Origin of the sequence: Arthrobacter sp. CAN_A214, from assembly GCF_015751955.1 — a bacterium.
Taxonomy (GTDB): Bacteria; Actinomycetota; Actinomycetes; order Actinomycetales; family Micrococcaceae; genus Arthrobacter_D.
In genome coordinates this window covers 84,515-109,382 of the sequence record NZ_JADOUU010000003.1, presented here as the reverse complement: position 1 = coordinate 109,382, position 24,868 = coordinate 84,515, and the positions used below count along the sequence as shown (strand labels likewise).

24 protein-coding genes are annotated in these 24,868 nt (G+C 66.3%); 20 read left to right on the top strand and 4 right to left on the bottom strand.

Translation table 11 applies throughout. The features are described from left to right. Positions 1-77: 77 nt before the first annotated feature. The 5 genes from IWX65_RS04095 to IWX65_RS04075 all read left to right on the top strand — a co-directional run bounded on the left by IWX65_RS04095 (position 78) and on the right by IWX65_RS04075 (position 4,222). Positions 78-575, top strand: a complete 498-nt coding sequence (locus IWX65_RS04095; protein ID WP_196881163.1) for a hypothetical protein — start codon at positions 78-80, stop codon at positions 573-575. A 68-nt stretch (positions 576-643) separates the two neighbouring features. Next, the gene (locus tag IWX65_RS04090; protein WP_334683640.1) at positions 644-1,468 is read left to right on the top strand and encodes an exodeoxyribonuclease III; all 825 of its coding nucleotides are present in this window, start codon (positions 644-646) and stop codon (positions 1,466-1,468) included. Between the two features lie 3 nt (positions 1,469-1,471). Next, entirely contained in the window at positions 1,472-2,560 is a 1,089-nt protein-coding gene (gene trpS / locus IWX65_RS04085; RefSeq protein WP_196881161.1) for a tryptophan--tRNA ligase, read from the top strand. Positions 2,561-2,562: 2 nt separating this feature from the next. Continuing rightward, positions 2,563-3,165 (top strand): 2'-5' RNA ligase family protein, encoded by a 603-nt coding sequence (locus IWX65_RS04080; RefSeq protein WP_196881160.1) that lies wholly within the window; start codon positions 2,563-2,565, stop codon positions 3,163-3,165. Beyond that, positions 3,125-4,222: a YihY/virulence factor BrkB family protein gene (locus IWX65_RS04075; protein ID WP_196881159.1), complete on the top strand. Its 1,098-nt coding sequence runs from the start codon at positions 3,125-3,127 to the stop codon at positions 4,220-4,222. Before IWX65_RS04080 ends, IWX65_RS04075 begins: the two co-directional genes overlap by 41 nt. Positions 4,223-4,368: 146 nt before the next feature. On the opposite strand, the gene IWX65_RS04070 is transcribed toward IWX65_RS04075, so the two are convergent. The 4 genes from IWX65_RS04070 to sdhC form a co-directional block, all read right to left on the bottom strand. Further along, positions 4,369-5,157, bottom strand: a complete 789-nt coding sequence (locus tag IWX65_RS04070; RefSeq protein ID WP_196881158.1) for a succinate dehydrogenase iron-sulfur subunit — start codon at positions 5,155-5,157, stop codon at positions 4,369-4,371. Beyond that, positions 5,157-6,935, bottom strand: a complete 1,779-nt coding sequence (gene sdhA / locus IWX65_RS04065; protein ID WP_196881157.1) for a succinate dehydrogenase flavoprotein subunit — start codon at positions 6,933-6,935, stop codon at positions 5,157-5,159. Before sdhA ends, IWX65_RS04070 begins: the two co-directional genes overlap by 1 nt. Before the next feature lie 133 nt (positions 6,936-7,068). Further along, a complete protein-coding gene (locus tag IWX65_RS04060; protein WP_196881156.1) occupies positions 7,069-7,536 on the bottom strand; it encodes a succinate dehydrogenase hydrophobic membrane anchor subunit in 468 nt (155 codons plus the stop codon). Positions 7,537-7,541: 5 nt separating this feature from the next. After that, positions 7,542-7,925, bottom strand: a complete 384-nt coding sequence (gene sdhC, locus IWX65_RS04055; protein WP_196881155.1) for a succinate dehydrogenase, cytochrome b556 subunit — start codon at positions 7,923-7,925, stop codon at positions 7,542-7,544. A gap of 226 nt (positions 7,926-8,151) precedes the next feature. Here sdhC and IWX65_RS04050 point away from each other — a divergent pair, with 226 nt between their 5' ends. The 15 genes from IWX65_RS04050 to IWX65_RS03980 all read left to right on the top strand — a co-directional run bounded on the left by IWX65_RS04050 (position 8,152) and on the right by IWX65_RS03980 (position 24,867). Continuing rightward, entirely contained in the window at positions 8,152-9,291 is a 1,140-nt protein-coding gene (locus IWX65_RS04050) for a mannose-1-phosphate guanylyltransferase (protein ID WP_196821715.1), read from the top strand. A gap of 20 nt (positions 9,292-9,311) precedes the next feature. Next, positions 9,312-10,514, top strand: coding sequence for an amidohydrolase (locus tag IWX65_RS04045; protein ID WP_196881154.1), 1,203 nt, complete (start codon positions 9,312-9,314; stop codon positions 10,512-10,514). A gap of 241 nt (positions 10,515-10,755) precedes the next feature. Then, positions 10,756-11,865: a BMP family lipoprotein gene (locus IWX65_RS04040; protein ID WP_334683639.1), complete on the top strand. Its 1,110-nt coding sequence runs from the start codon at positions 10,756-10,758 to the stop codon at positions 11,863-11,865. 147 nt (positions 11,866-12,012) lie between these two features. After that, on the top strand, positions 12,013-13,557 hold the full coding sequence (locus IWX65_RS04035) for an ABC transporter ATP-binding protein (RefSeq protein ID WP_196881153.1): 1,545 nt from the start codon (positions 12,013-12,015) through the stop codon (positions 13,555-13,557). Positions 13,558-13,598: 41 nt separating this feature from the next. Continuing rightward, a complete protein-coding gene (locus tag IWX65_RS04030) occupies positions 13,599-14,789 on the top strand; it encodes an ABC transporter permease (protein ID WP_196881361.1) in 1,191 nt (396 codons plus the stop codon). Further along, positions 14,786-16,075 (top strand): ABC transporter permease, encoded by a 1,290-nt coding sequence (locus IWX65_RS04025; RefSeq protein ID WP_196881152.1) that lies wholly within the window; start codon positions 14,786-14,788, stop codon positions 16,073-16,075. Before IWX65_RS04030 ends, IWX65_RS04025 begins: the two co-directional genes overlap by 4 nt. Positions 16,076-16,084: 9 nt before the next feature. After that, positions 16,085-16,480, top strand: coding sequence for a cytidine deaminase (locus IWX65_RS04020; RefSeq protein ID WP_196881151.1), 396 nt, complete (start codon positions 16,085-16,087; stop codon positions 16,478-16,480). Between the two features lie 36 nt (positions 16,481-16,516). After that, entirely contained in the window at positions 16,517-17,803 is a 1,287-nt protein-coding gene (locus tag IWX65_RS04015; RefSeq protein ID WP_196881150.1) for a thymidine phosphorylase, read from the top strand. A gap of 138 nt (positions 17,804-17,941) precedes the next feature. Next, entirely contained in the window at positions 17,942-18,658 is a 717-nt protein-coding gene (locus IWX65_RS04010) for a DedA family protein (RefSeq protein WP_196881149.1), read from the top strand. Between the two features lie 10 nt (positions 18,659-18,668). Beyond that, complete coding sequence (locus tag IWX65_RS04005; protein WP_196881148.1) at positions 18,669-19,844, top strand: adenosine deaminase; 1,176 nt, start codon at positions 18,669-18,671, stop codon at positions 19,842-19,844. Positions 19,845-19,936: 92 nt separating this feature from the next. Further along, positions 19,937-20,743, top strand: coding sequence for a MazG nucleotide pyrophosphohydrolase domain-containing protein (locus IWX65_RS04000; RefSeq protein ID WP_442859161.1), 807 nt, complete (start codon positions 19,937-19,939; stop codon positions 20,741-20,743). Positions 20,744-21,073: 330 nt separating this feature from the next. Next, complete coding sequence (gene eno, locus IWX65_RS03995; protein WP_196821724.1) at positions 21,074-22,354, top strand: phosphopyruvate hydratase; 1,281 nt, start codon at positions 21,074-21,076, stop codon at positions 22,352-22,354. A gap of 76 nt (positions 22,355-22,430) precedes the next feature. Beyond that, positions 22,431-23,186, top strand: a complete 756-nt coding sequence (locus IWX65_RS03990) for an FtsB family cell division protein (protein WP_196881147.1) — start codon at positions 22,431-22,433, stop codon at positions 23,184-23,186. A gap of 8 nt (positions 23,187-23,194) precedes the next feature. After that, entirely contained in the window at positions 23,195-23,920 is a 726-nt protein-coding gene (locus tag IWX65_RS03985) for a DUF501 domain-containing protein (protein WP_196881359.1), read from the top strand. Next, positions 23,917-24,867: a Ppx/GppA phosphatase family protein gene (locus IWX65_RS03980; protein ID WP_334683670.1), complete on the top strand. Its 951-nt coding sequence runs from the start codon at positions 23,917-23,919 to the stop codon at positions 24,865-24,867. The genes IWX65_RS03985 and IWX65_RS03980 overlap by 4 nt, the downstream gene beginning before the upstream one ends. Position 24,868: the final 1 nt, after the last annotated feature.

Genomic DNA, 24,868 nt, shown 5'->3' with positions numbered 1-24,868 from the left:
ATTCTTTTAATTCCCTGACCGTTCGCCCGCGGTGGACGGCTGCACGGATTGCGCCTGTTGTTTGGGAGACTGGGGGAATGCAGTCATTGGGAAGCACCGGGCGGCCGGCGGGCCGGGGAATCAGTATGCGGATGGGCAGTGCCGGTATGGCGGTCATGCTGGTGGTGTTCCTGGTCGCCGTGGTCTTCGCGGCGAACGAGAACGACGTCGTCGGGTGGCTGGTGGTGATCATCTCGCTCGGCTGGCTGCTCGTGTTCAGTTTCGTGGTGTTCAGCCTCCGCTCGGCCGCCCGGCGGGCAGCCGTGAAGATCAACGAGGCCCACCGTTCCGGCATGGGTTCCGCTGGAGGGCAGGATGCCCGCGTGTTCGACGAAGCCACCCTCGTGCGGGACAGGAAGCTCGACCACAGTTTCAAGATCGTCCAGGTCCAGGTGGGTGTGGTCCGCGAATACCTCGGCAGCGATGAGGCCATGGTGGAACGCGCCCTGGAGACCATTGAAATCACCTCCCATAACGCCCGGTCCATGATGAAGGGGAACGACGACGGTCCGGTGGAGGGCACGGTCGTCGATTGACCCCGGCCGCAGCGGCGCACATGCCGTCCAACAGCGATCACCGGAGGCCGCGGGGTAAGGTTGATCAGGTGAGTCTCGCTTCCGATACCTTCGAAAAACCCCTGCGGGTCGCGTCCGTGAACGTCAACGGAATACGTGCCGCCTACAAGCGGGGCATGCAGGATTGGCTCCTCGACAGGGACGTGGACGTCCTCTGCCTCCAGGAGGTGAGGGCACCGGACGCGGTGGTCGGTGCACTGCTGGGAGATACCTGGCACCTGGTGCACGCCGAGGCAGAAGCCAAGGGGCGGGCAGGGGTGGCGATAGCATCCCGGCTGCCGTTCGCCGCGACCCGGGTGGGGATTGCCGATGAATACTTCGCGACAGCCGGCCGCTGGGTCGAAGCCGACTTCACCGTCAAGGGGAGCACCCTGACGGTCGCCAGCGCCTACGTCCATTCGGGCGACGTGGGTACGCCGAAACAGGACGACAAGTACCGGTTCCTCGACGCGATGAGCGCGCGCCTCCAGGTGCTGCGCAATTCCTCCGACCACGCCCTCGTGGTCGGAGACCTGAATGTGGGGCACACCGTCCGCGACATCCGGAACTGGAAGGGAAACCTCAAGAGCGCGGGCTTCCTTCCGGAGGAACGGAAGTATTTCGACTCCTTCTTCTCACCGGAGGGGGGCTACGTCGATGTCCACCGGAACCTCTCGGGTGACATCGACGGTCCCTACACCTGGTGGTCCTGGCGCGGAAAGGCCTTCGACAACGACGTCGGCTGGCGGATCGACTACCACCTTGCGACCCGGCGGCTTTCCGACGCCGCAGTGAACGCGGTGGTGGACCGGGCAGCGAGCTGGGACACCCGCTTCTCCGACCACGCGCCGCTCGTCGTCGACTATTCGATCTAGGGAATGGAACTCAGCCATATGGTCCTCCCCACACTCCCCGCCCGGGCGCGCATCCTCTCCGGGATGCAGCCGTCCGCCGGCTCGCTCCACCTCGGCAACTACCTCGGCGCTCTGGTCCACTGGGTCCGCATGCAGGAGGACTATGACGCCGTCTTCTTCATCCCGGATCTTCACGCGATCACCGTCCCCCAGGATCCGGTGGAGCTCGCAGCGCGCACCCGCAGCACCGCTGCCCAGTACATTGCGGGGGGAGTCGACGTCGAGAAGGCGACCCTGTTCGTGCAGTCCCACGTTCCGGAGCACGCCCAGCTCGCCTGGGTGTTGAACTGCATCACGGGCTTCGGCGAGGCATCACGCATGACGCAGTTCAAGGACAAGGCCTCGAAGCAGGGCGCCGACAGTGCCAGTGTGGGGCTCTACACCTACCCCATCCTCCAGGCAGCCGACATCCTGCTGTACCAGCCCGAGGGAGTGCCTGTGGGGGAGGACCAGCGCCAGCATGTCGAGCTGAGCCGCGACCTGGCCCAGCGCTTCAATACCCGCTTCGGGCAGGCATTCACCGTGCCGAAGCCGTTCATCCAGAAGGAATCGGCAAAGATCTACGACCTGCAGAATCCGACGTCGAAGATGTCGAAGTCGGCGTCGTCGCCCGCCGGGCTGATCAATCTCCTCGACGACCCGAAGGTGACGTCGAAGCGCATTCGGTCCGCAGTCACCGACGCCGGTACGAGCATCCGGTTCGATGCCGCCGAGAAACCGGGGATCTCCAACCTGCTGACCATCTTCTCGGGCCTCTCCGGCCGCAGCGTCGCCGAATTGGAAGCCGACTACGAGGGCCGGATGTACGGCCATCTGAAAGTGGACCTGGCCGACGTCGTCGTCGAGACCCTCGGTCCGGTACGGATGCGCGCCCAGGAGCTGCTGTCCGACCCCGCGGAACTTGACCGGCTGCTGGCCAAGGGCGCGGCAAAGGCCCGTGGGATCGCAGCGGCAACACTCGCCGACGTGTATGCGAAGGTCGGGTTCCTGCCCGTTGCCGGATCCGTTGCCCGATCTGCTGCCGGGATCACCTCCGGCGCGGGAGTGCCCTAGCGATGTGCGCCTCCACCTACCGGCCGCTCGACTCGCCGGCCGACGCAGAACCGGAACAGCCGCCCGGTCTGAGCTGCGTGGGGATCACCATCCCGATTCCGGAACCGCTCGCCACCGAGCTGGAGAAGTGGCGGGCCTCCTTCGGCGATCCGATGGCTGTTCTGGTGCCGCCCCACATCACGCTGATTACCACGACACCCGCCATGGACTGGCAGGGCACGATGGAGCATGTGCGCGCGGTGGCGAGGGCGCAGAGTACTTTCACCGTCACGCTGAAGAGCACAGGGTCCTTCCGTCCCGTGTCGCCCGTGGTCTTCCTCAAGGTGGACCAGGGATTCGAGGAGTGCGTCGGGCTCCACGAGAAACTGCAGGCCGGCCCGTTGGAACGAACCCTCGATTTCCCGTTCCACCCCCATGTCACTGTGGCCCACGACGTCAGTGACGCCGGAATGGACGCCGCCGTGGAGGAACTGGAGTCCTTCGAGGCGTCCTTCGAGGTCCGTAGTATGGGGCTGTACGAGCACCAATCGTCCGGCTCGTGGAAGCTAAGGGAAGAGCTGAACTTTGGCGAAGACACTGAAGGTAGCGAAACCTCCGGTAGTTGAACAGCCCTCGCCGACCGACCGCCACGAACTGAACCGGAAGGTCCTCGAAGCACGCCGGAACCTCGGGAGGCTTCGACGCGAGGGCGCGGGTCGGGGCTCCCTCGGCGTCGCCCGGCTCCTCGTCGTCCTGGCGCGGTTTTTCGCTCTGAAGCCGGTGCGTGTGCTGCTGCTGTACACGCGGAACAGGGGTCCGCTTCTGGCCGCAGGGGTCGCGTACCGGATGTTCTTCGCCATCGGCGCGCTGCTCGTGGTCGGTTTCTCGACCCTGGGCCTCGTGATCTCCGGGAACACCGAGCTCCAGCAACTCATCGTCGACACCGTCGATTCGACGACTCCAGGGCTGATCAAGAAGACCGAGGACGGCCCTGGCGGTCTGGTCAGCCCGGAGGACCTGTTCGGCGCCACGAACGGTTACGGTCTGGCACTGGTGGTGTCCACCACGGTGATGGTCTTCACCTCGCTCGGCTGGATTTCCGGAGTGCGGCAGGGCATGAGGAGCATCTTCGGGCTGGATCCGGTGTGGTTCCACCCGATCCTCGTCCGGGTGAAGGACGCCGGGATCCTCCTGGTCCTGGGAGTCGTCCTGGTCATCACGACCGGCGTGGGCGTGGTCGTGAACACGGTGCTTGACGTCGTGCTCGAGTGGCTGGGTCTCTCCGAAGCGGCCCGTCCCCTCACACAGCTCGCCGGCTTCGTGGTGATGATCCTGCTCGATACGGCCGTCGCAGTGATCCTCCTCCATTCCGCGTCCCGGATCGACATGCCGGGCGGCGTTCTTCTCCGGGGGGCGTTGCTCGCGGGAGGGGGAAGCACCATCCTGCGCACGTTCAGCACCCAGCTGCTGGGCAGCGGGGTAGAGCGGAACCCGCTGCTCCTGCCCTTCGCCGTGATCCTCGGCCTGTTCATCTGGTTCTTCCTGCTCAGCCAGGTCTACCTGATCGCCGCGGCGTGGTGCGCGGTAGGTGCCGCCGATGCCACCGCGCACGCCGAGCGCAGTACCGCCGAGGCCAGGGCGGGAACCCTCCGCCAGCAGAGCAGGCGCGCAGCCCGCAAATGAGAGGTGCCTGTCCACGCCACGCGAAAGCCGCACCAAACCGGAGTGGACCCGCAGATGAACCGAAAGAAGGAGGCGGTCCACCGATGTGGACCGCCTCCTTCTTCCGTATGCTGCCGCGGACGTTCCCGCAGAGAGGTGCTGCAGGCCTACACCTTGCGGGTCAGGATGGCCTGCTTCACTTCGGAGATGGCCTTCGTCACCTGGATGCCGCGCGGGCACGCTTCCGAGCAGTTGAAGGTGGTGCGGCACCGCCACACACCTTCCTTGTCATTGAGGATCTCGAGCCGCATGTCTCCGGCGTCGTCGCGTGAGTCGAAGATGAAACGGTGCGCGTTGACGATCGCCGCCGGGCCGAAGTACTGGCCGTCGGTCCAGAAGACCGGGCACGACGACGTACACGCGGCGCACAGGATGCACTTGGTGGTGTCGTCATAGCGCTCACGTTCCTCGGCTGACTGCAGCCGCTCCGCAGAGGGCTCGTGGCCCTTGCTGATCAGGAACGGCATGATCTCGCGGTAGGACTGGAAGAACGGCTCCATGTCCACGATGAGGTCCTTCTCCACGGGAAGACCCTTGATGGGCTCGACGAGGATGGGCTTGGAGGTGTCGAGGTCCTTCAGGAGCGTCTTGCACGCCAGGCGGTTGCGGCCGTTGATGCGCATGGCATCGGATCCGCAGACGCCGTGCGCACAGGAGCGGCGGAACGAGACGGAACCGTCGAACTCCCACTTGACCCTGTGCAGGGCGTCGAGCACCCGGTCGGTGCCGTACATGGTCAGTTTCCACTCGTCCCAGTGGGCGTCATCGGACACCTCGGGGTTGTAGCGGCGTACTTTCAGGGTGATGTCGAAGGTAGGGATCTCCCCACCGCCGCCCACGCCCGGGGCCAGCTCGATCTTCGAGGCCGGCTCTTTCTCAACGGTTTCGGTGCTCATTAGTACTTACGCTCCATGGGCTGGTATCGGGTGAAGACCACCGGTTTGGTCTCAAGGCGCACGCCGCTGGTTCTCACTGCGCTCGGGTCCTTGTAGGCCATGGAATGGGTCATGAAGTTCTCATCGTCGCGTTCCGGATAGTCCTCGCGGAAGTGGCCTCCGCGGGATTCCGTACGGTGCAGGGCAGCCGCCGTCATGACTTTCGCCATGTCGAGCAGGAAGCCGAGCTCCACAGCTTCGAGGAGATCCAGGTTGAAGCGCTTGCCTTTGTCCTGGACGGAAATGCGGGTGTAGCGCTCCTCGAGGCCATCGATCACTGCGAGGGCTTCGAGGAGGGTCTCTTCGGTGCGGAACACCTGGACATTGGCGTCCATGATGTCCTGGAGTTCCTTGCGGATCAGCGCAACGCGCTCTCCGCCTTCGGAACTGCGCGCGGTGTTGAGCAGCGCCTCCGTGTCGGCGAGCGGGTTGTCCGGGATCTCCACGAAGTCGGCGGTCTGCGCGTACTCGGCGGCAGCCAGGCCCGCACGCTTCCCGAACACGTTGATGTCGAGCAGCGAGTTGGTGCCGAGACGGTTGGATCCGTGGACCGACACGCAGGCCACCTCGCCGGCGGCATAGAGGCCCGGCACCACGGTGTTGTTGTCCGAGAGCACCTCGGCCTTCACGTTCGTCGGAATGCCGCCCATCGCGTAGTGCGCGGTAGGGAAGACCGGCACAGGTTCGGTGTAGGGCTCCACGCCGAGGTAGGTGCGTGCGAACTCAGTGATGTCGGGAAGCTTCGCGTCGATGTGCGCGGGCTCGAGGTGGGTCAGGTCCAGCAGGACATAGTCCTTGTTGGGGCCCGCCCCACGTCCCTCGCGTACCTCGTTTGCCATGGACCGGGCCACGATGTCGCGGGGAGCCAGGTCCTTGATGGTCGGTGCGTAGCGCTCCATGAACCGTTCGCCCTCCGAGTTGCGGAGGATCGCTCCCTCGCCGCGGGCTGCCTCCGAAAGAAGGATGCCGAGCCCGGCAAGGCCGGTCGGGTGGAACTGGAAGAACTCCATGTCCTCGAGGGGGATGCCGCGCCGGAAGGCGATGCCCATACCGTCCCCGGTCAAGGTGTGCGCATTCGAGGTGGTCTTGTAGACCTTGCCCACGCCGCCGGACGCGAATACCACCGACTTGGCCTGGAAGATGTGGAGTTCACCGGTGGCCAGGTCGTAGGACACGACGCCGGCAACGCGTTTCGCGATGCGGGTGACGCCGTCGACCGTTTCCTCCTGGTCGACCATCAGGAGATCGAGCACGTAGTACTCGTTGTAGAACTCGACGTTGTGCTTGACGCAGTTCTGGTAGAGCGTCTGGAGGATCATGTGGCCGGTGCGGTCGGCCGCGTAGCACGAGCGGCGGACCGGCGCCTTGCCGTGGTCGCGTGTGTGCCCGCCGAAACGTCGCTGGTCGATCCGGCCCTCGGGGGTCCGGTTGAACGGGAGTCCCATCTTCTCGAGATCGAGGACGGCTTCAATGGCTTCCTTCGCCATGATTTCAGCTGCATCCTGGTCCACCAGATAGTCGCCGCCCTTGACGGTGTCGAACGTGTGCCATTCCCAGTTGTCTTCCTCGACATTGGCCAGGGCGGCGCACATTCCGCCCTGTGCGGCACCCGTGTGGGACCGCGTCGGGTAAAGCTTGGTCAGTACCGCCGTTCGCGCGCGCTGACCGGATTCGATCGCTGCGCGCATGCCGGCGCCGCCGGCGCCTACGATGACGACGTCGTACTTGTGGACCTGCATGCTGGTCGCTCTTTCTGTTGAAGACAAAATCAGGAAGCCTGGGAGATGCGGCACCGGTTTTCCGGCGAGGCGTCGCGGGGACGCCCGCGGGCATCGGGGTCACCCGGCCCGCAGCCCGCGAAGGGGTACCCGCCTAGGAGGTGGGGCAGTACTCCGCAACGTGGGCGACGCCGTCGATCACGGGGCAGGGATCGAAGGTGAAGATCACCAGGGTGCCGAGGATGACGATGACCACGGTCGAGGCGTAGAGCACGCCCTTGAGCCACATCCGGGTGGAGTTCTTCTCGGCATAGTCGTTGATGATCACGCGGACACCGTTGGTGCCGTGGAGCATGGCGAGCCATAGCATGGTGAGATCCCAGATCTGCCACACCGGGTCGGCCCACTTTCCTGCGACGAATCCGAAATCGACACCGTTGATGCCGTCTCCCGCGACCATGCTCGTCCAGAGGTGGACGAAGATCAGGACCACGAGGATGGCCCCTGACAGGCGCATGAAGAGCCACGCGATCATCTCGAAGTTGCCCCTGGAGGAATTGGTCCGCGTGTAGCCCGGGGCCACCCTGCCTGAGCGGGGACTTTCAATAGTTGGAACAGCCACGGTCTTTAACCTCCGAAAACGTGCGAGAGATGGCGGATCGAAAACGCGATCATGGTGATGGCCCACAGTCCGATGACGCCCCAGAGCATCTGGCGGTGGTAGCGGGGGCCCTGCTTCCAGAAGTCCACGGCGATGACGCGGAGTCCGTTGAAGGCGTGGAACACGATCGCCGCGACCAGGCCGAGCTCGCCGAGTCCCATGAGGGGGTTCTTGTAGGAAGCGATGACTGCGTCATACGCTTCGGGTGAGACCCGCACGAGGGATGTATCCAGGACGTGCACGAGGAGGAAAAAGAAAATCACTACCCCGGTGATGCGGTGCGCCACCCAGGACCACTGGCCTTCGCGGCCGCGGTAGAGGGTGCCTGCTGGTGTCAGTGTCTTCGACATTGAAATAACCTCCCTGCGACGCAGCGGCGTTAGCGTGTCGTCCACGCAGGGATGACGCCGGTGCGAGAGCACTCTATAAGACAAGGGTAATCTAGGCCGACGGTCACCCGGGTTCAATTTAGGCCCTCCTACCCTGTGATGTTGTTTACATTGCGAGAGCTGCATGCAGCTGTCTTTCAGCCGGTGTTCGGAGCCGCGTTTGAAGCTGTGCGTTAACGTGGAAGTAATGACTACTGAGAGGGCTGCTGCCCAAGACTCCGACAGCGTGCTCAACCGGTTCTACGGGGTCATACCCGCAGGGGGTACCGGCACGAGGCTCTGGCCGCTCTCGCGCGCCGCGGCCCCGAAGTTCCTCCACGACCTCACAGGTTCCGGAAGTACGCTGATTCGTGCCACCTACGACCGCCTTCGCCCGCTGTGCGGCGGGCGGACCATGGTGGTGACCGGCATCGCGCACCGGCGGGCAGTGCTCAAGCAGCTGCCGGAGATCGAGGATCGGGACCTGGTGCTCGAGAGCGAGCCGAAGGACTCCGCTGCGGCGATCGGCCTCGCCGCAGCCATCCTGCACCAGCGGGACCCGGACACCATCATGGGGTCCTTCGCCGCGGACCAGGTCATCACGCCGGTCGAGGTCTTCCAGGAGGCGGTGCGTGAAGCGATCCACACCGCGGCTCAGGGATACATCGTGACCATCGGCATCGAACCCACCCACCCGTCCACCGGCTTCGGCTATATCCGCGCCGGCGCCGCACTCGACGTACCGGGCGCCCCCAGCGCGCACGCCGTCATCGAGTTCGTCGAAAAGCCTTCCGAGGAGGTTGCCCTCGGCTACCTCGAAAGCGGAAGCTACAGCTGGAACGCGGGAATGTTCGTGGCACCCGTGGCACTGATGCTGAAGCACCTGGAGGCGAACGAGCCGGTGCTCTATGAGGGACTCACCGAGATCGCGGCTGCCTGGGACACCCCGCGACGCGTGGAGGTGGCCCGCCGGGTCTGGCCCGGCCTCCCGAAGATCGCGATCGACTACGCGGTGGCTGAACCCGCGGCAGCCGCGGGCGATGTCGCGATGATCCCCGGTGCCTTCAGCTGGGACGACGTCGGCGATTTCGCGGCGATCGGACGGTTGAACCCGGCTACCGAGAATCGGGAGCTCACGGTGATGGGGGAGGGCGCGCGGGTGTTCTCGGAGAACGCCTCGGGCATCGTGGTGTCGGACACCAAACGGGTCATCGCGCTGATCGGTATCAAGGACGTCGTCATCGTGGACACACCGGATGCACTGCTGGTCACCACCAAGGAGCACGCCCAGGAAGTCAAGAAGGCGGTGGAGCACCTGCGGGCCAGTGGCGACACCGACGTCCTGTAGCGCGCCGGTAGGCTGTAGCGGTGCAGACTACTCGCTCCGACGGAGCCGTCCCCCCAGTCGGCGTGTGGCTTGCGCCGGTGCTCGAGGAACTGATCAGCTTCCGCCGGGATCTCCACGAGCACCCGGAGCTCTCCTATGAGGAGCACCGGACCACCGACCGCCTGGTGGAGCGCCTCGAGGAGGCAGGACTGACGCCGAAGAGGCTGGAGAACACAGGGCTCTACGTCGATATCGGCGACGGTCCGTTGCGGATCGGGCTGAGGGCCGACATCGACGCCCTGCCGATCATCGAGGAGACGGGCCTGCCCTACAGTTCGGCCACGACCGGAGTGGCCCACTCCTGCGGCCACGACATCCACGCCACGGTCATGCTGGGTGTGGCGCTCGTCCTCGCCTCGATGCACGAGGAGGCTCCCCTCGCCGGATCGGTCCGCGTGATCTTCCAGCCCGCCGAGGAGATGATGCCGGGCGGCGCCCTCGACGTCATCGCCCAGGGCATCCTGAACGACGTCCCCCGCATCCTCGCGCTGCACTGCGACCCCCGCATCGACGCAGGCCAGGTGGGCACCCGGATCGGCGCCATCACCTCCGCCTCCGACACCGTGCGTGTAGAACTGGCCGGCCGTGGCGGGCACACCTCCCGACCGCACCTCACGGAGGATCTCGTGTTCGCGCTCGCCGCGATCGCCGTCAACGTGCCTGCCGTCCTTTCGCGGCGCATCGATGTACGCAGTGCCGTGTCGGTGGTGTGGGGCCAGATCCACGCGGGATCCGCGCCGAACGCCATTCCCGCCCACGGCTTCCTGTCGGGAACACTTCGCTGCCTCGATGGAGAAGCGTGGGAATCGGCGGGTGAGCTGCTGGACAGCGCAGTGCGGCAGATTGCAGCACCCTTCGGCGTCGAAGTGAAGCTCGAGCACATCCGCGGAGTGCCTCCGGTGGTGAACTCCGAAGCCGAGACCGGCCTGCTCGAGGCTGCGGCGCGCGCCGAACTGGGCGACGACGCCGTCGTGCTGACCCCGCAGTCCATGGGCGGCGAGGACTTCGCCTGGATGACCCAGGAAGTGCCCGGCGCGATGATGAGGCTCGGGACCCGTTCGCCCGGCGGGGAGACCTTCGATCTCCACCGGGGTGACTACGCACCCGACGAGCTTGCCATCGGCTACGGGGTCCGGGTCATGGCTGCTGCGGCCCTCCGTGCGGTGCTCGGCCTGCGGCACTGAATTACCTCAGCTTCGGGACCTGGATTGATAACGAATCCCGAACGATCGGCGGGAGGTCGGCGCGTTTCGTTAGTGTTCCACCTCACCTGCCCCTAGAGTATTCGCATACACGCTGCACCGACGGTGTCGCACGCGCCACAACCGGTTTTCGTGAAAACAGAGCTTCCAGTACCTCCGGGAAACTGGGGACGGACACTCACTGGAACCATCCGGGTGGCATATCTCTTCTCCTGGAGGAACATTGAAGAACTCACTGCGCAAATTTCCGCGCGGCACCGGCCTGTCCGCCGCCGTCCTCGGCGCGTCAGCCCTCGTCCTCAGTGGTTGCGGCGCACCGCCGGCCGAGGAGGCCCCGGGAGCCACGGCTGCTGCCGGAACCGATTACCTCGGATGCATCGTTTCCGACTCCGGAGGATTCGACGACCGCTCGTTCAACCAGTCGAGCTACGAAGGCCTGAAGCAGGCCGAAGCGGACCTCGGCATCCAGATCAACCAGGCCGAGTCCCAGGCCGAGACCGACTTCGGCCCCAACGTGGACAGCATGGTGCAGGGCGGCTGCGACATGACGATCACCGTCGGCTTCCTGCTGGCCGACACCACCAAGGCTGCGGCCGAGGCCAACGTCGATGCGAACTTCGCCATCGTCGACGACAACTCGATCGAGCTTCCGAACGTCAAGCCGATCATCTACGACACGGCGCAGGCCGCCTTCCTCGCCGGGTACGCCGCTGCGGCCACCTCCGAAACCGGCAAGGTGGCAACGTACGGCGGAATCAACATCCCTACCGTCACCATCTTCATGGACGGTTTCGCTGACGGCATCGCCTACTACAACGAGCAGAACGGTGCAGAGGTCGAGCTTCTCGGCTGGAACAAGGAAGCCCAGAACGGTACGTTCATCGGCAACTTCAACGACCAGGGGGCCGGCAAGACCAACACCCAGAACTTCATCAACGAGGGCGCGGACATCATCATGCCCGTCGCCGGGCCCGTGGGCCTCGGTACGCTCGACGCCGTGATCGAGGCCAACGCGGCCGGCGGAAACGCCCGGGTGGTCTGGGTGGACTCCGACGGCTACGAGACTGCCGGCAAGGGCGAGGAATTCATCCTCACCTCGGTCATGAAGCTCATGGGCGACGCCGTCGAGGAAGTCATCAAGACCGACGTCGAGGGCGACTTCGACAACGCCCCCTACGTCGGGACGCTCGAGAACGGCGGAGTTGCACTGGCTCCCTTCCACGACCAGGAAGCGAATGTTCCCGAAGACCTGCAGACGCAGCTCGACGAGATCACCGAGCAGATCATCTCGGGCGAGATCACCGTCGAGTCCGGGGCAAGTCCCCAGCAGTAACCTCGGCACGAATCGACGAACCGCTTCCCTCCCGTGGATGAATCCGTAGGGAGGGAAGCGGTTCGTTTTTGCCGCCGGTGGGTTCACCTTCCGCAGAACCGGTATCCTTCACCTGAATTGATAAGCAAAGAACAGGCTGGTTGGGTTGTGAAACTCGAACTCAAGGGCATCACCAAACGATTCGGAACGCTGGTCGCCAACGATTCCATCGACCTCGTGGTGGAGCCGGGGCAGGTCCACAGCCTGCTCGGAGAGAACGGAGCTGGCAAGTCCACGCTCATGAACGTCCTCTACGGACTGTACGACCCCTCCGAAGGGCAAATCCTCGTCAATGACGAACCCGTCACCTTTCGGGGTCCCGGCGATGCCATGGCCGCCGGAATCGGCATGGTGCACCAGCACTTCATGCTGGTCCCCGTCTTCACCGTCGCGGAAAACGTGGCGCTGGGCAACGAGACCACCAAGGCCGGCGGAATGCTCAACCTGCAGGAGACCCGCACACGGATCCGGCAGATCTCCGACCAGTACGGGTTCGACGTCGATCCCGATGCGGTGGTCGAGAACCTCCCCGTCGGCGTCCAGCAGCGCGTCGAGATCATCAAGGCGCTCGTGCGCGACGCCGAGGTGCTGATCCTCGACGAACCGACGGCCGTCCTCACACCCAGGGAAACCGACGAGCTGCTCGGCATCATGGGCCAGCTCAAGGCGGACGGCAAGTCGATCGTCTTCATCTCCCACAAGCTGCGCGAGGTCAAGGCGGTCTCCGACGTCATCACCGTCGTGCGTCGGGGCAAGGTCGTGGGGACAGCTGACCCCGGGGCTCCCACCACCGAACTCGCGTCCCTCATGGTGGGCCGCTCGGTCAGCCTGACGCTCCAGAAGGAGCCCGCCAGGCCGGGGGAGGTGTCCTTCAGCGTGAAGGACCTCGTGGTTCAGGCAGCCAACGGCCAGCGCGCGGTGGATGGGCTGAGCTTCGATGTGGCGCGGGGAGAGATCCTCGCCATCGCCGGCGTCCAGGGCAACGGGCAGACCGAACTCACGGAAGCCATCCTGGGACTGCAGGACCACGTCAGCGGCTCCATCCTGCTGCAGGGGCAGGAGCTCCTGGGCCGGAAGGTCAAGGATGTCATCCGGGCCGGAGTGGGCTTCGTTCCCGAGGACCGCAGCGTCGAGGGCCTCGTGGGAAGCTTCTCCGTCGCCGAGAACCTGATCCTGAACCGCTATGACCAGGCGCCCTTCGCCAAGGGGCTTTCGATGTCCTCCGCGGTCATCGAGAAGAACGCCGACGAAAAGATCGCCGAGTACGACGTGCGGACGCAGTCGGCCGCAGCGGCAGCGGGAACGCTCTCCGGCGGCAACCAGCAGAAAGTGGTCATGGCACGCGAACTCTCGCGTCCGCTGAAGCTGTTCATCGCCTCACAGCCCACCCGCGGCGTCGACGTCGGTTCCATCGAGTTCCTGCACCGGCGCATCGTCGCCGAGCGCGACAGCGGCACCCCCGTCATCATCGTCTCGACCGAACTCGACGAGGTGCTCGAGCTTGCCGACCGCATCGCCGTCCTGTACCGCGGCCGGCTCATGGGCATCGTGCCGGGAACCGTCTCACGGGACGTCCTCGGCCTGATGATGGCCGGCATGCCGGGCGACGAAGCGCTGGCGCAGGCCAACAACATCCAGGGAGAAAAGCAGTGAGTGTGCAGGAAAGCCAGCCGGTTGCCGGATCGCAGCCGGTGATGCACCGGATCATGACGGGAAATGCCCTCGTGGCAGTGCTCGCGGTGCTGATGTCGCTGATCCTCGGCGGCCTGTTGATCGCACTGACGGATCCCGAGGTGGCCTCCTCGGCGTCGTACTTCCTCAGCCGTCCGCAGGACACCCTGTCGGCTGCGTGGGCCGCCGCCTCCGGTGCGTATCTCGCCCTGTTCCAGGGCTCCGTCTTCAACTTCGAGGGTGCGACGTTCACCCGCATGATCTATCCGCTGACGCAGACGCTCACGGTAGCCACACCGCTGATCTGCGCCGGCCTCGGCGTGGCCCTGGCCTTCCGGGCCGGCCTGTTCAACATCGGCGCGCAGGGGCAGATCCTGATCGGCGCAACCTTCGCGGGCTGGGTGGGGTTCACCCTCCACCTTCCCGCGGGCATCCACCTGCTGCTCGTGATTCTCGCGGGAATGCTGGGCGGGGCGCTCTGGGCCGGGCTGGTGGGCGTACTCAAGGCGCGTACCGGTGCCCACGAGGTGATCCTCACGATCATGCTCAACTATGTTGCGGTCAACCTCGTGCTGTACTTCCTCAGTACCCCCGCGTTCCAGCGACCCGGGTCGACCAACCCCATCAGCCCCCAGCTCGATCCGACGGCGCTCTACCCGCCACTGCTCGGGCCTGAGTTCCGGCTGCACTGGGGGTTCGTCGTGGCAGTCCTGGCAACGTTGTTCGTGTGGTGGCTCCTCAACCGTTCGACCGTCGGGTTCGAGCTCCGGGCGGTGGGAGCCAACGCCACCGCGGCGCGCACCGCCGGCATCAGCGTCAGCAAGGGCTACATTCTCGCCATGGCGATCGCCGGCGCCCTCGCCGGGCTTGCCGGAGTGGCCCAGGTCTCGGGAACCGAGAAGGTCCTCACCTCCGGTGTCGCGGCAAGCTTCGGCTTCGACGCGATCACCGTCGCGCTCCTCGGGCGGTCGAGCCCCTGGGGCACCTTCGCCGCCGGCCTGCTCTTCGGTGCCTTCCGTGCAGGGGGAGTCACCATGCAGGCCTCGACGGGAACCAGCATCGATATCGTGCTCGTGGTGCAGTCCCTGATCGTCCTCTTCATCGCGGCCCCGCCGTTGGTCCGGTCGCTGTTCCGCCTCCCGGTGCCCGGTGCCTTTCCCGCGCCGAAACGCAGCAAGGACCGCACGAGCGCAGCCCCTGGAGGCACAGCATGAGTACATCAGCAACAGCGGCGCCCGTCCGCGCGGACACCGCCTCCGGATCCGTCCGTAGCTGGAAGAACTCCATCCTCCTGTCGGTGCTCGCGCTGCTGGCGCTGCTCGTGTTCGCCCTCGGGGCGCCTGCCAAGAACGTCACGTTCCGCCTCTCGGACCCGGGTGACGCCCTCGTGCTGCCCGATCTCGTCCTGTCCGCACCGCTGATCGGCTGGTTCACGGCACTGGGAATGCTCGCGCTCGCGGCCTTCGCCGTCGTTCGAACGCGCCACGGCGAACCTGCTCCGCGCTGGCTCCTCGCGGCGTTCGCCGTGCTCTTCCTGATCGGTTTCCTCACCTGGGTGGTCGGCAGTGCACGGACGCCCAACGTAGCGCTGTACGGCCTGCTGGCCGGGTCGGTCACCCTCGCGGTGCCGCTGATCTTCGGTTCACTCTCGGGTGTCCTGTGCGAGCGGTCCGGCGTCGTGAATATCGCTATCGAAGGCCAGCTGCTGTTCGGTGCGTTTGCCGCAGCCGTCGCTGCGTCACTGTCCGGCAGCGCGATCATCGGGCTCATCGCGGCTGCGGTCGCCGGTGTACTCGTCTCCCTCGTACTGGCGGTCTTCAGCATCCGCTACCTCGTGAACCAGGTGATCGTGGGTGTGGTCCTCAACGTCCTGGTCTCCGGGCTCACCGGCTTCCTGTTCTCCGCGGTGCTCAGCGAAGACTCCGAAACGTGGAACAGCCCGCCCCAGCTCCCCGTCCTCAGCATCCCCGGTCTCTCGGAGATCCCCATTCTCGGGGCGATCCTGTTCGAGCAGACCATCGTGGGCTACCTGATGTACGTTGCGGTGGCCGTGGTGTATGTGGCGCTGTTCCGTTCCCGTTGGGGCCTGCGCACCCGCGCCGTGGGGGAACATCCCAAGGCCGCCGATACCCTCGGCGTCAACGTGAACCGCCTGCGCTTCACCAATGTGCTGCTTGCAGGTGTGGTCGCCGGCGTGGGTGGCTCCTTCTTCACGCTCGTGCTGGTCTCCGGCTTCGGGCGCGACATGACGGCAGGGCAGGGCTACATCGCCCTCGCGGCGTTGATCTTCGGGCGCTGGAATCCGATCGGGGCATTCTTCGCTGCGCTCCTCTTCGGCTTTGCCACGAACCTCACCAACGTGCTGAGCCTGCTAGGCACTCCCGTGCCGGACCAGTTCCTCCGCATGCTGCCCTACGTGGTCACCATCTTCGCCGTCGCCGGCCTGGTCGGCCGCTCGCGCGCTCCGGGAGCCAGCGGCATCCCCTACATCAAGGGTTAGGACGGAATCATGACTGAAACCGGAATCCCCTGGGCGGAGCTCACAGCAGCAGCCACCGCCGCGATGGAGAAGGCGTACGTGCCGTACTCCAACTACCCGGTCGGCGCTGCGGCACTGATCGACGACGGCCGCATCATCTCGGGCTGCAACGTCGAGAACGCTTCCTACGGGCTCACGCTCTGCGCCGAGTGCGCACTGGTCAGCAGCCTCGCGATGACCGGAGGCGGCCGGATCGAGGCGTTCAGCTGCGTGGACGGGTCGGGCAACACGCTCATGCCCTGCGGACGCTGCCGCCAGCTGCTCTATGAGTTCCGGGCGCCCGGGATGGTCCTGCTGACCGTCAGAGGCATCAAGACCATCGACGAGGTGCTGCCCGACGCTTTCGGCCCGCAGCACCTCGCCTGAGAAGACCCACCATTCCCTCTCGAACAGGTAATCTCCATGACTGAAGCATTCGACGCCGTCGACATCATCCGCATCAAACGAGACAAGGGCGTCCTCAGCCCCGAACAGATCGACTGGACCATCGACGCCTACACGCGCGGTGCCATCGCCGACGAGCAGATGGCTGCATTGAACATGGCGATCCTGCTCAACGGCATGGATCGGGCCGAGATCTCCCGGTGGACGGCGGCCATGATCGCCTCGGGGGAGCGGCTGGACTTTTCGGCACTCGGCAAGCCCACGAGCGACAAACACTCCACCGGCGGCGTGGGGGACAAGATCACGCTTCCGCTGGCCCCGCTGGTGGCGGTGTTCGGCGTCGCAGTGCCCCAGCTTTCAGGCCGCGGGCTCGGCCACACCGGCGGCACCCTGGACAAGCTGGAATCAATCCCGGGCTGGCGTGCGCACCTCAGCAACGACGAGATGATGCGCCAGCTCGCCGGCGTGGGCGCGGCGATCTGCGCCGCCGGAACCGGCCTGGCGCCCGCCGACAAGAAGCTGTACGCCCTGCGCGACGTCACCGGGACCGTCGAGGCGATCCCCCTGATCGCGTCCTCCATCATGAGCAAGAAGATCGCCGAGGGCACCGGCTCGCTGGTCCTCGACGTCAAGGTAGGCAGTGGTGCCTTCATGAAGGATATCGAGCAGGCACGGGAGCTGGCACGCACCATGGTGGCGCTCGGCAAGGACGCCGGAGTGAACACTGTCGCACTGCTGACCGACATGGGAACGCCGCTGGGCCTCACCGCGGGAAACGCCATCGAGGTCGAGGAATCGGTCGAGGTACTCGCAGGCGGCGGACCGTCCGACGTCGTCGAACTCACCGTCCGCCTGGCCGAGGAGATGCTTGCCTGCGCTGGAATCCGCGACGCCGACCCCGCGGCGGCGCTCCGCGACGGCAGGGCGATGGACATCTGGAACCGCATGATCGAGGCGCAGGGCGGCGACCCCCGCGCAGCGCTTCCCCGGGCCCGCGAATCCGAGGTTCTCCTCGCCCCGGCCGACGGCGTGCTGGTCGAGCTCGACGCCCTCGCCGTCGGAGTGGCCGCATGGCGCCTCGGAGCCGGCCGCGCACGCAAGGAGGACGCCGTGCAGGCGGGCGCCGGAGTCCGGATGCATGCCAAGCCCGGAACCGTGGTGCGGGCAGGCGAGCCGTTGATGACCCTGCTCACTGACACTCCTGAGAAGTTCGACCGCGCGCGAGAAGCGCTGGCCGGCGCCGTCACGATCGCCCCCGAAGGGTCGAGTCCGGCACACCAGCTCATTCTCGACCGCATCTCGTAGTAGGGGTTCCCTGCCGGGTTCCGGGAACCTGTCAGGGGTTTACCTGATGCGGGCGGGTCCTTTCGGGCCGGAGGATTGGGGGAATCCGTTTCCCCCTCCGGCGAACGGGCGCGGAACCGACACAGAGGAGCCCGGCGCGTGGATGTTTGGAACGCTGTTACCACCGGCCTCAGTGATCTGGTGGCCGCCGCCGCGGAACAGCCCTGGGTGTACCTGCTGGTCTTCGTGTGCTGCACGGTGGACGGGTTCTTTCCACCATTCCCGAGCGAATCGGTGGTGGTAGGCCTCGCCTCCCTGATCATCGCCCAGGGCGTGCCCAACCCCTGGATCCTCATCGCAGTGGCCGCCGGAGGGGCGTTCGCGGGCGACAACATCGCCTATGCGATCGGCAGGGGCATCGGGACGCGCCGTTTCCGGTGGATGTGCAGCCCACGTATGCAGCGGTCCTTCGAGTGGGCGGGCTACGAAATGGAGAAGCGGGCGGCGTCGTTGCTTCTGGTGGCGCGTTTCGTGCCCATCGGTCGGGTGGCGGTCAACCTGACGGCGGGCGCCACCGGGTACTCCCGGAAGCGGTTCGTGGCACTCACGGCCCTTTCCGGCGTCGTCTGGGGAGCGTATTCGGTGGGCATCGGCGCGCTTGCCGGTGCCTGGTTCGAGAACAACCACCTGCTCGGCGTGGTGGTCGCCGTGACGGTGGCAGTTGTGCTCGGGCTGCTGGTGGACCGGATCATCACGCTCCTCCGGGGCCCCAAGCCTTCTCACGCGATACCGGTGGGATCCGTTGCAGCGGCCGGGGGGGCCCTGGCCGCTGTCGCGGCGACACCGTCCGTACCCGTGGAGTCGGGCCTCGCGTAGTCTTGGATCCGTGACTCCAACCCAGCCGAATCCAGTGTCCGACACCGCCATCGACATCGCCACGCTTCCCAAGATCTCCCTCCATGACCACCTTGACGGCGGCCTTCGCCCGGCCACGATCCTCGAGCTGGCGGCGGAGATCGGGCATACCCTGCCGGCGCAGGGTGCGGAGGCGCTCGGTGCTTGGTTCCGTGAGTCGGCGGACTCAGGATCGCTTGAGCGCTACCTTGAGACGTTCGACCACACCATCGCTGTGATGCAGACCCGTGAGGCATTGATCCGTGTGGCTCGGGAGTTCGTCGAGGACCTCGCTGCCGACGGCGTGGTGTACGGGGAAGTTCGCTGGGCACCCGAGCAGCATGTCGCCGGAGGGCTGAGCCTGGACGAAGCCGTCGAAGCAGTGCAGGAAGGGCTTGAGGCGGGAGCCGCGGCATCGATCGCCGCCGGCCGGGTCATTCAGGTGGGCCAATTGATCACCGCGATGCGGCACGCGGACCGCAGCCTGGAAATCGCTGAACTGGCCGTCCGCCACCGCGGCAGGGGCGCCGTCGGATTCGACATCGCCGGAGCGGAGATAGGCTTCCCGGCCGCACGCTTCGCCGAGGCCTTCACCTACCTCGCGAGTCACCAGTTCCCCGCCACCGTCCATGCCGGTGAAGCAGCGGGGATCGAGAGTATCGTCGATGCGCTGGTGCACGGCCGCGCCCTGCGCCTCGGCCACGGCGTCCGGATCGCCGAGGACATCGAGATCGACTACAGCGACTCCGAGAACGACGCCGGTTCCGACGGGACGGACGGCGACGACACCGACGTCGGGATCGCCAACCTGGGCAGCGTGGCGTCCTGGGTCAGGGATCGCGGCATCCCCCTGGAACTATGCCCGTCATCCAACCTGCAGACGGGTGCAGTCGCGGCGTTCGGTGACGATATCGAGAGCCACCCGTTCGATCTGCTGTACCAGCTCGGCTTCAAGGTCACGGTCAACACCGACAACCGGCTCATGAGCGGTGTCACCCTCACCGGTGAGTTCGAGCTGCTGGTCGAGACGTTCGGCTACGACCTCGGGGACCTCCTCGAGCTGACGCTCAACGCTGTCGACGCCACCTTCCTGCCGCTCGAGGACCGCGAGGCGCTTGCCGAGCACGTGGCGTCGAGTTTCGATCGGGCCGCAGGCCAGGCGTCGTAGGGCCGAGCCGGGTGAAGCAGCCGGTCGGCGAGCAGGCCGAACAGCCGGACGGCGAGCGGGTCAACCAGCCCGCCGAACAGCCGGACGGCGGGCTGGTGGACCGTACAGGTCCATCCCCGCAGCCGGGCCCGGCGCTCGACCGTCTCCTCACGGTGATCGGACAGCTGCGGCAGTACTGCCCCTGGACCGCCGCGCTCACCCCGACGAGCCTTCGGCAGTACCTCGTGGAGGAGTGCTACGAGCTCCTCGACGCGGTGGAGCAGGTGGAGGAGGCCGAACAGGCAGCGCAGCAGGTGCCTCCCGCATACGGCAAGCAGACTTCCCTCCTCGATGAGCTGCGTGGCGAGCTCGGCGACGTCCTTTTCCAGGTGGTACTGCACGCGGAGCTCCAGCACGAACGCGGAACCTTCGGGCTAGGGGCTGTGGTGGAGGGGCTTACCGCCAAGCTGGTGCGGCGCAACCCCCACGTCTTCCGTGCCGACGGCTCCGTGCAGGAGCACTTTCCTGCGACGATCCGGGAAATCGTGGCCACGTGGCAGGCGGTGAAAGTCACTGAAAAGCCGGACCGCAGGCCTTTCGACGGCATCCCGAATCACCTTCCCGCGCTGGCACTGGCCGCGAAAAGCCTTTCGCGGGCAGCGTCCCTGGGAGCCGCCCCGCCGGTTCTGCCGGCCGACCAGCAGGACGTCCAGCCGGCCGACGAGCCGGTTCCGCCGGCCGACCAGCCGGCCGACCTGCCGGTTCTGTCGGCCGACCAGCAGGACGTCCGGACGGCGGAGGAGTTCGGAGACCAGTTGCTCGCCCTCGCGGCAGCCGCCGTCGGGCAGGGAATCGATCCGGAGCTTGCGCTGCGCAGTGCCGTCCACCGTTTCCAGGACCGCGCCGCGGGTGCATCCTGAATTCACTGCCTGCCGAATGCGCCATGGAACCCGTCGTTGCACCGTTCGGCGCCGAAGCTGGGCAGAAAGCTTCCGGTCAGTTCAGCAGTATGGCGTCGGGCAGTTGGCCAGTCCCGGGTGTGTCGGACCTGGCGCCTTTCGGCGCCGGCGTTGCTGATAACCGGCGTGTTGCCTGATGACACGCCGTTCGGCCCCTCGAACGCATGAGAAGTGGCGCGTTCCGGCATGCAAGCTCCGATGCATAGTGCCTTCAGGCCCGGCCGGCGGCGTCGTGAACTAGGCTTGCAGTGAGATCCCCCTCCATACACTCCAACGAAAAGGAGCACTTCCATGGCAATTATCGACGCCATCCACGCTAGGGAAATCCTCGATTCCCGCGGGAACCCTACGGTCGAGGTCGAGGTACTGCTCGACGACGACACTTTCGGCCGCGCAGCAGTCCCCTCCGGCGCGTCCACCGGAGCCTTCGAAGCCAATGAGCGCCGCGATGGTGAGAAGGACCGTTACCTCGGCAAGGGCGTCCTCCAGGCCGTGGAAGCCGTGATCGAGCAGATCCAGCCGGCACTGCTCGGGTTCGACGCCGCTGACCAGCGCGCCATCGACCAGGCGATGATCGACCTCGACGGTACCGAGAACAAGTCGAACCTCGGTGCCAACGCGATGCTGGGCGTGTCCCTTGCCATTGCGCGCGCGGCCGCAGAGTCCTCCGCCCTTCCGCTCTACCGCTACCTCGGCGGACCCAACGCGCACGTCCTCCCCGTGCCGCTCATGAACATCCTGAACGGTGGTTCGCACGCGGATTCCGACGTCGACATCCAGGAGTTCATGATCGTTCCACTGGGCGCGCAGTCCTACTCGGAGGGCCTGCGCTGGGGTGTCGAGGTCTACCACGAACTGAAGGCGGTGCTGAAGGAGAAGGGCCTTGCAACCGGCCTCGGCGACGAGGGCGGCTTCGCGCCGAACCTGCCCTCCAACCGCGACGCGCTGGACCTCATCACCACCGCCGTCGAACGGGCGGGGTACACGCCCGGCACGGACATCGCTTTCGCGCTGGACGTCGCCGCCTCCGAGTTCTACAGCGACGGCGTCTACACCTTCGAGGGCAAGTCGCTCAGCACCGCCGAGATGAGCGCCTACTTCGAGGAACTGGTCCGCGACTACCCCCTGGTGTCCATCGAGGACCCCCTGGATGAGGACGACTGGGAGGGCTGGAAGGCGCTCACCGAGGCCATCGGCTCCAAGGTTCAGATCGTCGGCGACGACCTCTTCGTCACCAACCCCACACGCCTCGAGAGGGGTATCCGGAACCAGACGGCCAACTCGCTGCTGGTCAAGGTGAACCAGATCGGTACCCTCACCGAGACGCTTGACGCGATCTCCATGGCCCAGCGTGCCGGTTACACCACCATCACCTCGCACCGTTCCGGTGAGACCGAGGACACCACGATCGCCGACATCTGCGTGGCCACCAACGCCGGCCAGATCAAGACCGGCGCCCCGGCCCGCTCGGAGCGCGTGGCGAAGTACAACCAGCTGTTGCGCATCGAGGAGGAGCTCGACGATGCCGCGCGATACGCCGGCCGCAGTGCCTTCCCGCGTTTCACTGCATAGTTGAACCGGCGGGCGGCTACCCTCGTAGGACGGGGTTCGACAGTGGGCCCCGTGCAGCGACCATCCGAGGAGTAACATGACCGCCCGCCGCCCAAAGGTGCCGCGCGCTGTCCGTCCCTCGCCACCGGCGGGGGACCGGACGGGTGGGGAGCCGCCCAACGGGCATTCCGCGAACTCCACCGTGCACGGTCACCCGAAGGCCGGTTCTCCTGGACGGAAGACGGTGCCGGTCCAGCCGGCATCCCGGGTCGAACCGCAGGATCCTGCGTCCCGGGGGCCCGAGCGGGCGGTGCCACAGCGCGAAAGACCGGCGCCGCTCCACGAGCGTGCCGTTTCATCGTCCGAAGCGCGGGCCGCCGAGCGCACGCAACTCGCCGGAGCTATCCGCCGCAGCCCTTCGGGGTCGACGAAACGGCCGAACCGCGTCATCGAACCCGCGGAAGATGCCAAGCCGATCCCCGCGAAATCGTTCTCCGGCCGGCTGCTCGCCCTCGCCGTCGTCCTCGTTGCCGTTACCGTTCTCCTTGCCCCCTCGCTCAATACCTACCTGCAGCAGCAGGCGGAGCTCGATGCGCTGCGCCAGGATATTGCACGGCAGGAGCAGCTGCAGGCCGAGCACCAGACGGAACTGGCCCGCTGGGACGACCCCGCGTATATCAAGCAGCAGGCGCGGGACCGCATCTTCCTGGTCATGCCGGGGGAGACCCGCTACCTGGTCAAGGGTGGCCAGGGGATCGAGGACGCCTCCGCCGCGGGGTCGGACGCGAAGCCTGAGGACCTGCCCTGGGTGGACTCCCTGTGGAGCACCGTCTCCCGGGCCGCAACCGACTGACCAAACCGATGCAGCGCAACCGATGCACCGAGACCCACCAGAAAACAGCCTGTGCACCGCAGGTGCACGAGGGAAGGATCCGCGTGAACGAGCAGGGCCGGCGAACTCCTACCCAGCATGACCTCGACGTTCTCAGCCGGCAATTGGGCCGCCCCGTCCGCGACGTCGTCGAGATCGGTGCGCGCTGTGTCTGCGGCAATCCGTTGGTGGCTACCACTGCGCCCCGGCTGTCCAACGGCATCCCCTTCCCCACCACCTACTACCTCACACATCCGGTGGTCACCGCCGCCGTCTCGCGCCTCGAGGCCGAGGGCGTCATGACCGACATGACCTCCCGGCTGGGTACTGAGCCGGAACTTGCCGAGGAGTACCGGAGCGCGCACGAGGCATACCTGGCCGTGAGGCGGGAGATCGGCGACCGTACCGGCACAGGGGCGGTCCCGGAGATCGACGGCGTTTCGGCGGGCGGTATGCCCACGCGGGTGAAATGCCTCCATGTCCTCGTGGGGCATTCCCTCGCAGCGGGACCTGGAGTGAATCCGCTGGGCGATGAGGCGATCGAAGGGATCAGGCAGTGGTGGACGGCGGACACCTGCTTCTGCGACGGCGCCTGGGACACCGCAAACGTCGTTCCTTCCACCGACCTCAGCCGGCACAGGAAGACGCAGGGACTTTCCGCCGACGAACTCGAGCGGAAGCGCGCCGCGCGCCGCACCCCATCCCAGGAGGACTGATGCGCACAGCTGCCATCGACTGCGGTACCAATTCCATCCGGTTACTCATCGCGGATATCGATGAGACCGGCGCGCTCACCGACGTCGAGCGCCTCATGCGGGTGGTGCGCCTCGGTGAGGGCGTGGACGCCACCGGGCGTCTCTCAGACGCCGCGCTCGCGCGGACCTTCACAGCGGCCGAAGAGTACGCCGAACTCATCGTGCGGCACGGCAGCCCTGCGGTGCGGTTCGTGGCGACGTCGGCTTCCCGCGACGCCGAGAATAGGGAGGACTTCATGAGCGGCATCCGCGCGCGGCTCGGGGTCGACCCCGAGGTCATTTCCGGCGCGGAGGAGGCGGCACTGTCCTTCACCGGGGCAGTGAGCGTGCTGGGCGCCGCGGAGGATGAAACCGTCCTGGTGATCGACCTCGGCGGCGGCAGCACTGAATTCGTCGCAGGCGACTCCTCGGGTGTTCTGGCTTCACGGAGCATGGACATGGGCTGCGTGCGGTTCACCGAGCGGTTCCTCCACGGAGATCCTCCCACCCGTGCCGAAATCTCCGCCATGGAGGCGGAGGTGAGGTCCCTGATCGCCGTCGCCGCTGCGGATGTGCCGCTCGGGACGGTCACCACGCTGGTCGGCGTGGCAGGAAGCATCACCACCGTCACCGCACACGCCCTGAAACTTACCGAATACATTCCGGAGCGGATCCATGGAGCAGTGCTCAGCACGGCTGAGGTCCAGGCGGCGTCTGCGGACCTCCTGCACAGCGACAGGGCAAGGCGGGCAAGCCTTCCCTACATGCACCCGGGCCGTGTGGATGTCATCGGTGCCGGAGCGCTCATCTGGAAGTGCATCGTCGAAGCGGTAGCCGAGGCAACGCAGGGCCGCGTGGGAGGCGCCACTGCCAGTGAGCACGACATCCTCGACGGTATAGCCCTCAGCGTCGCCAGGCGCGGGAAATGAC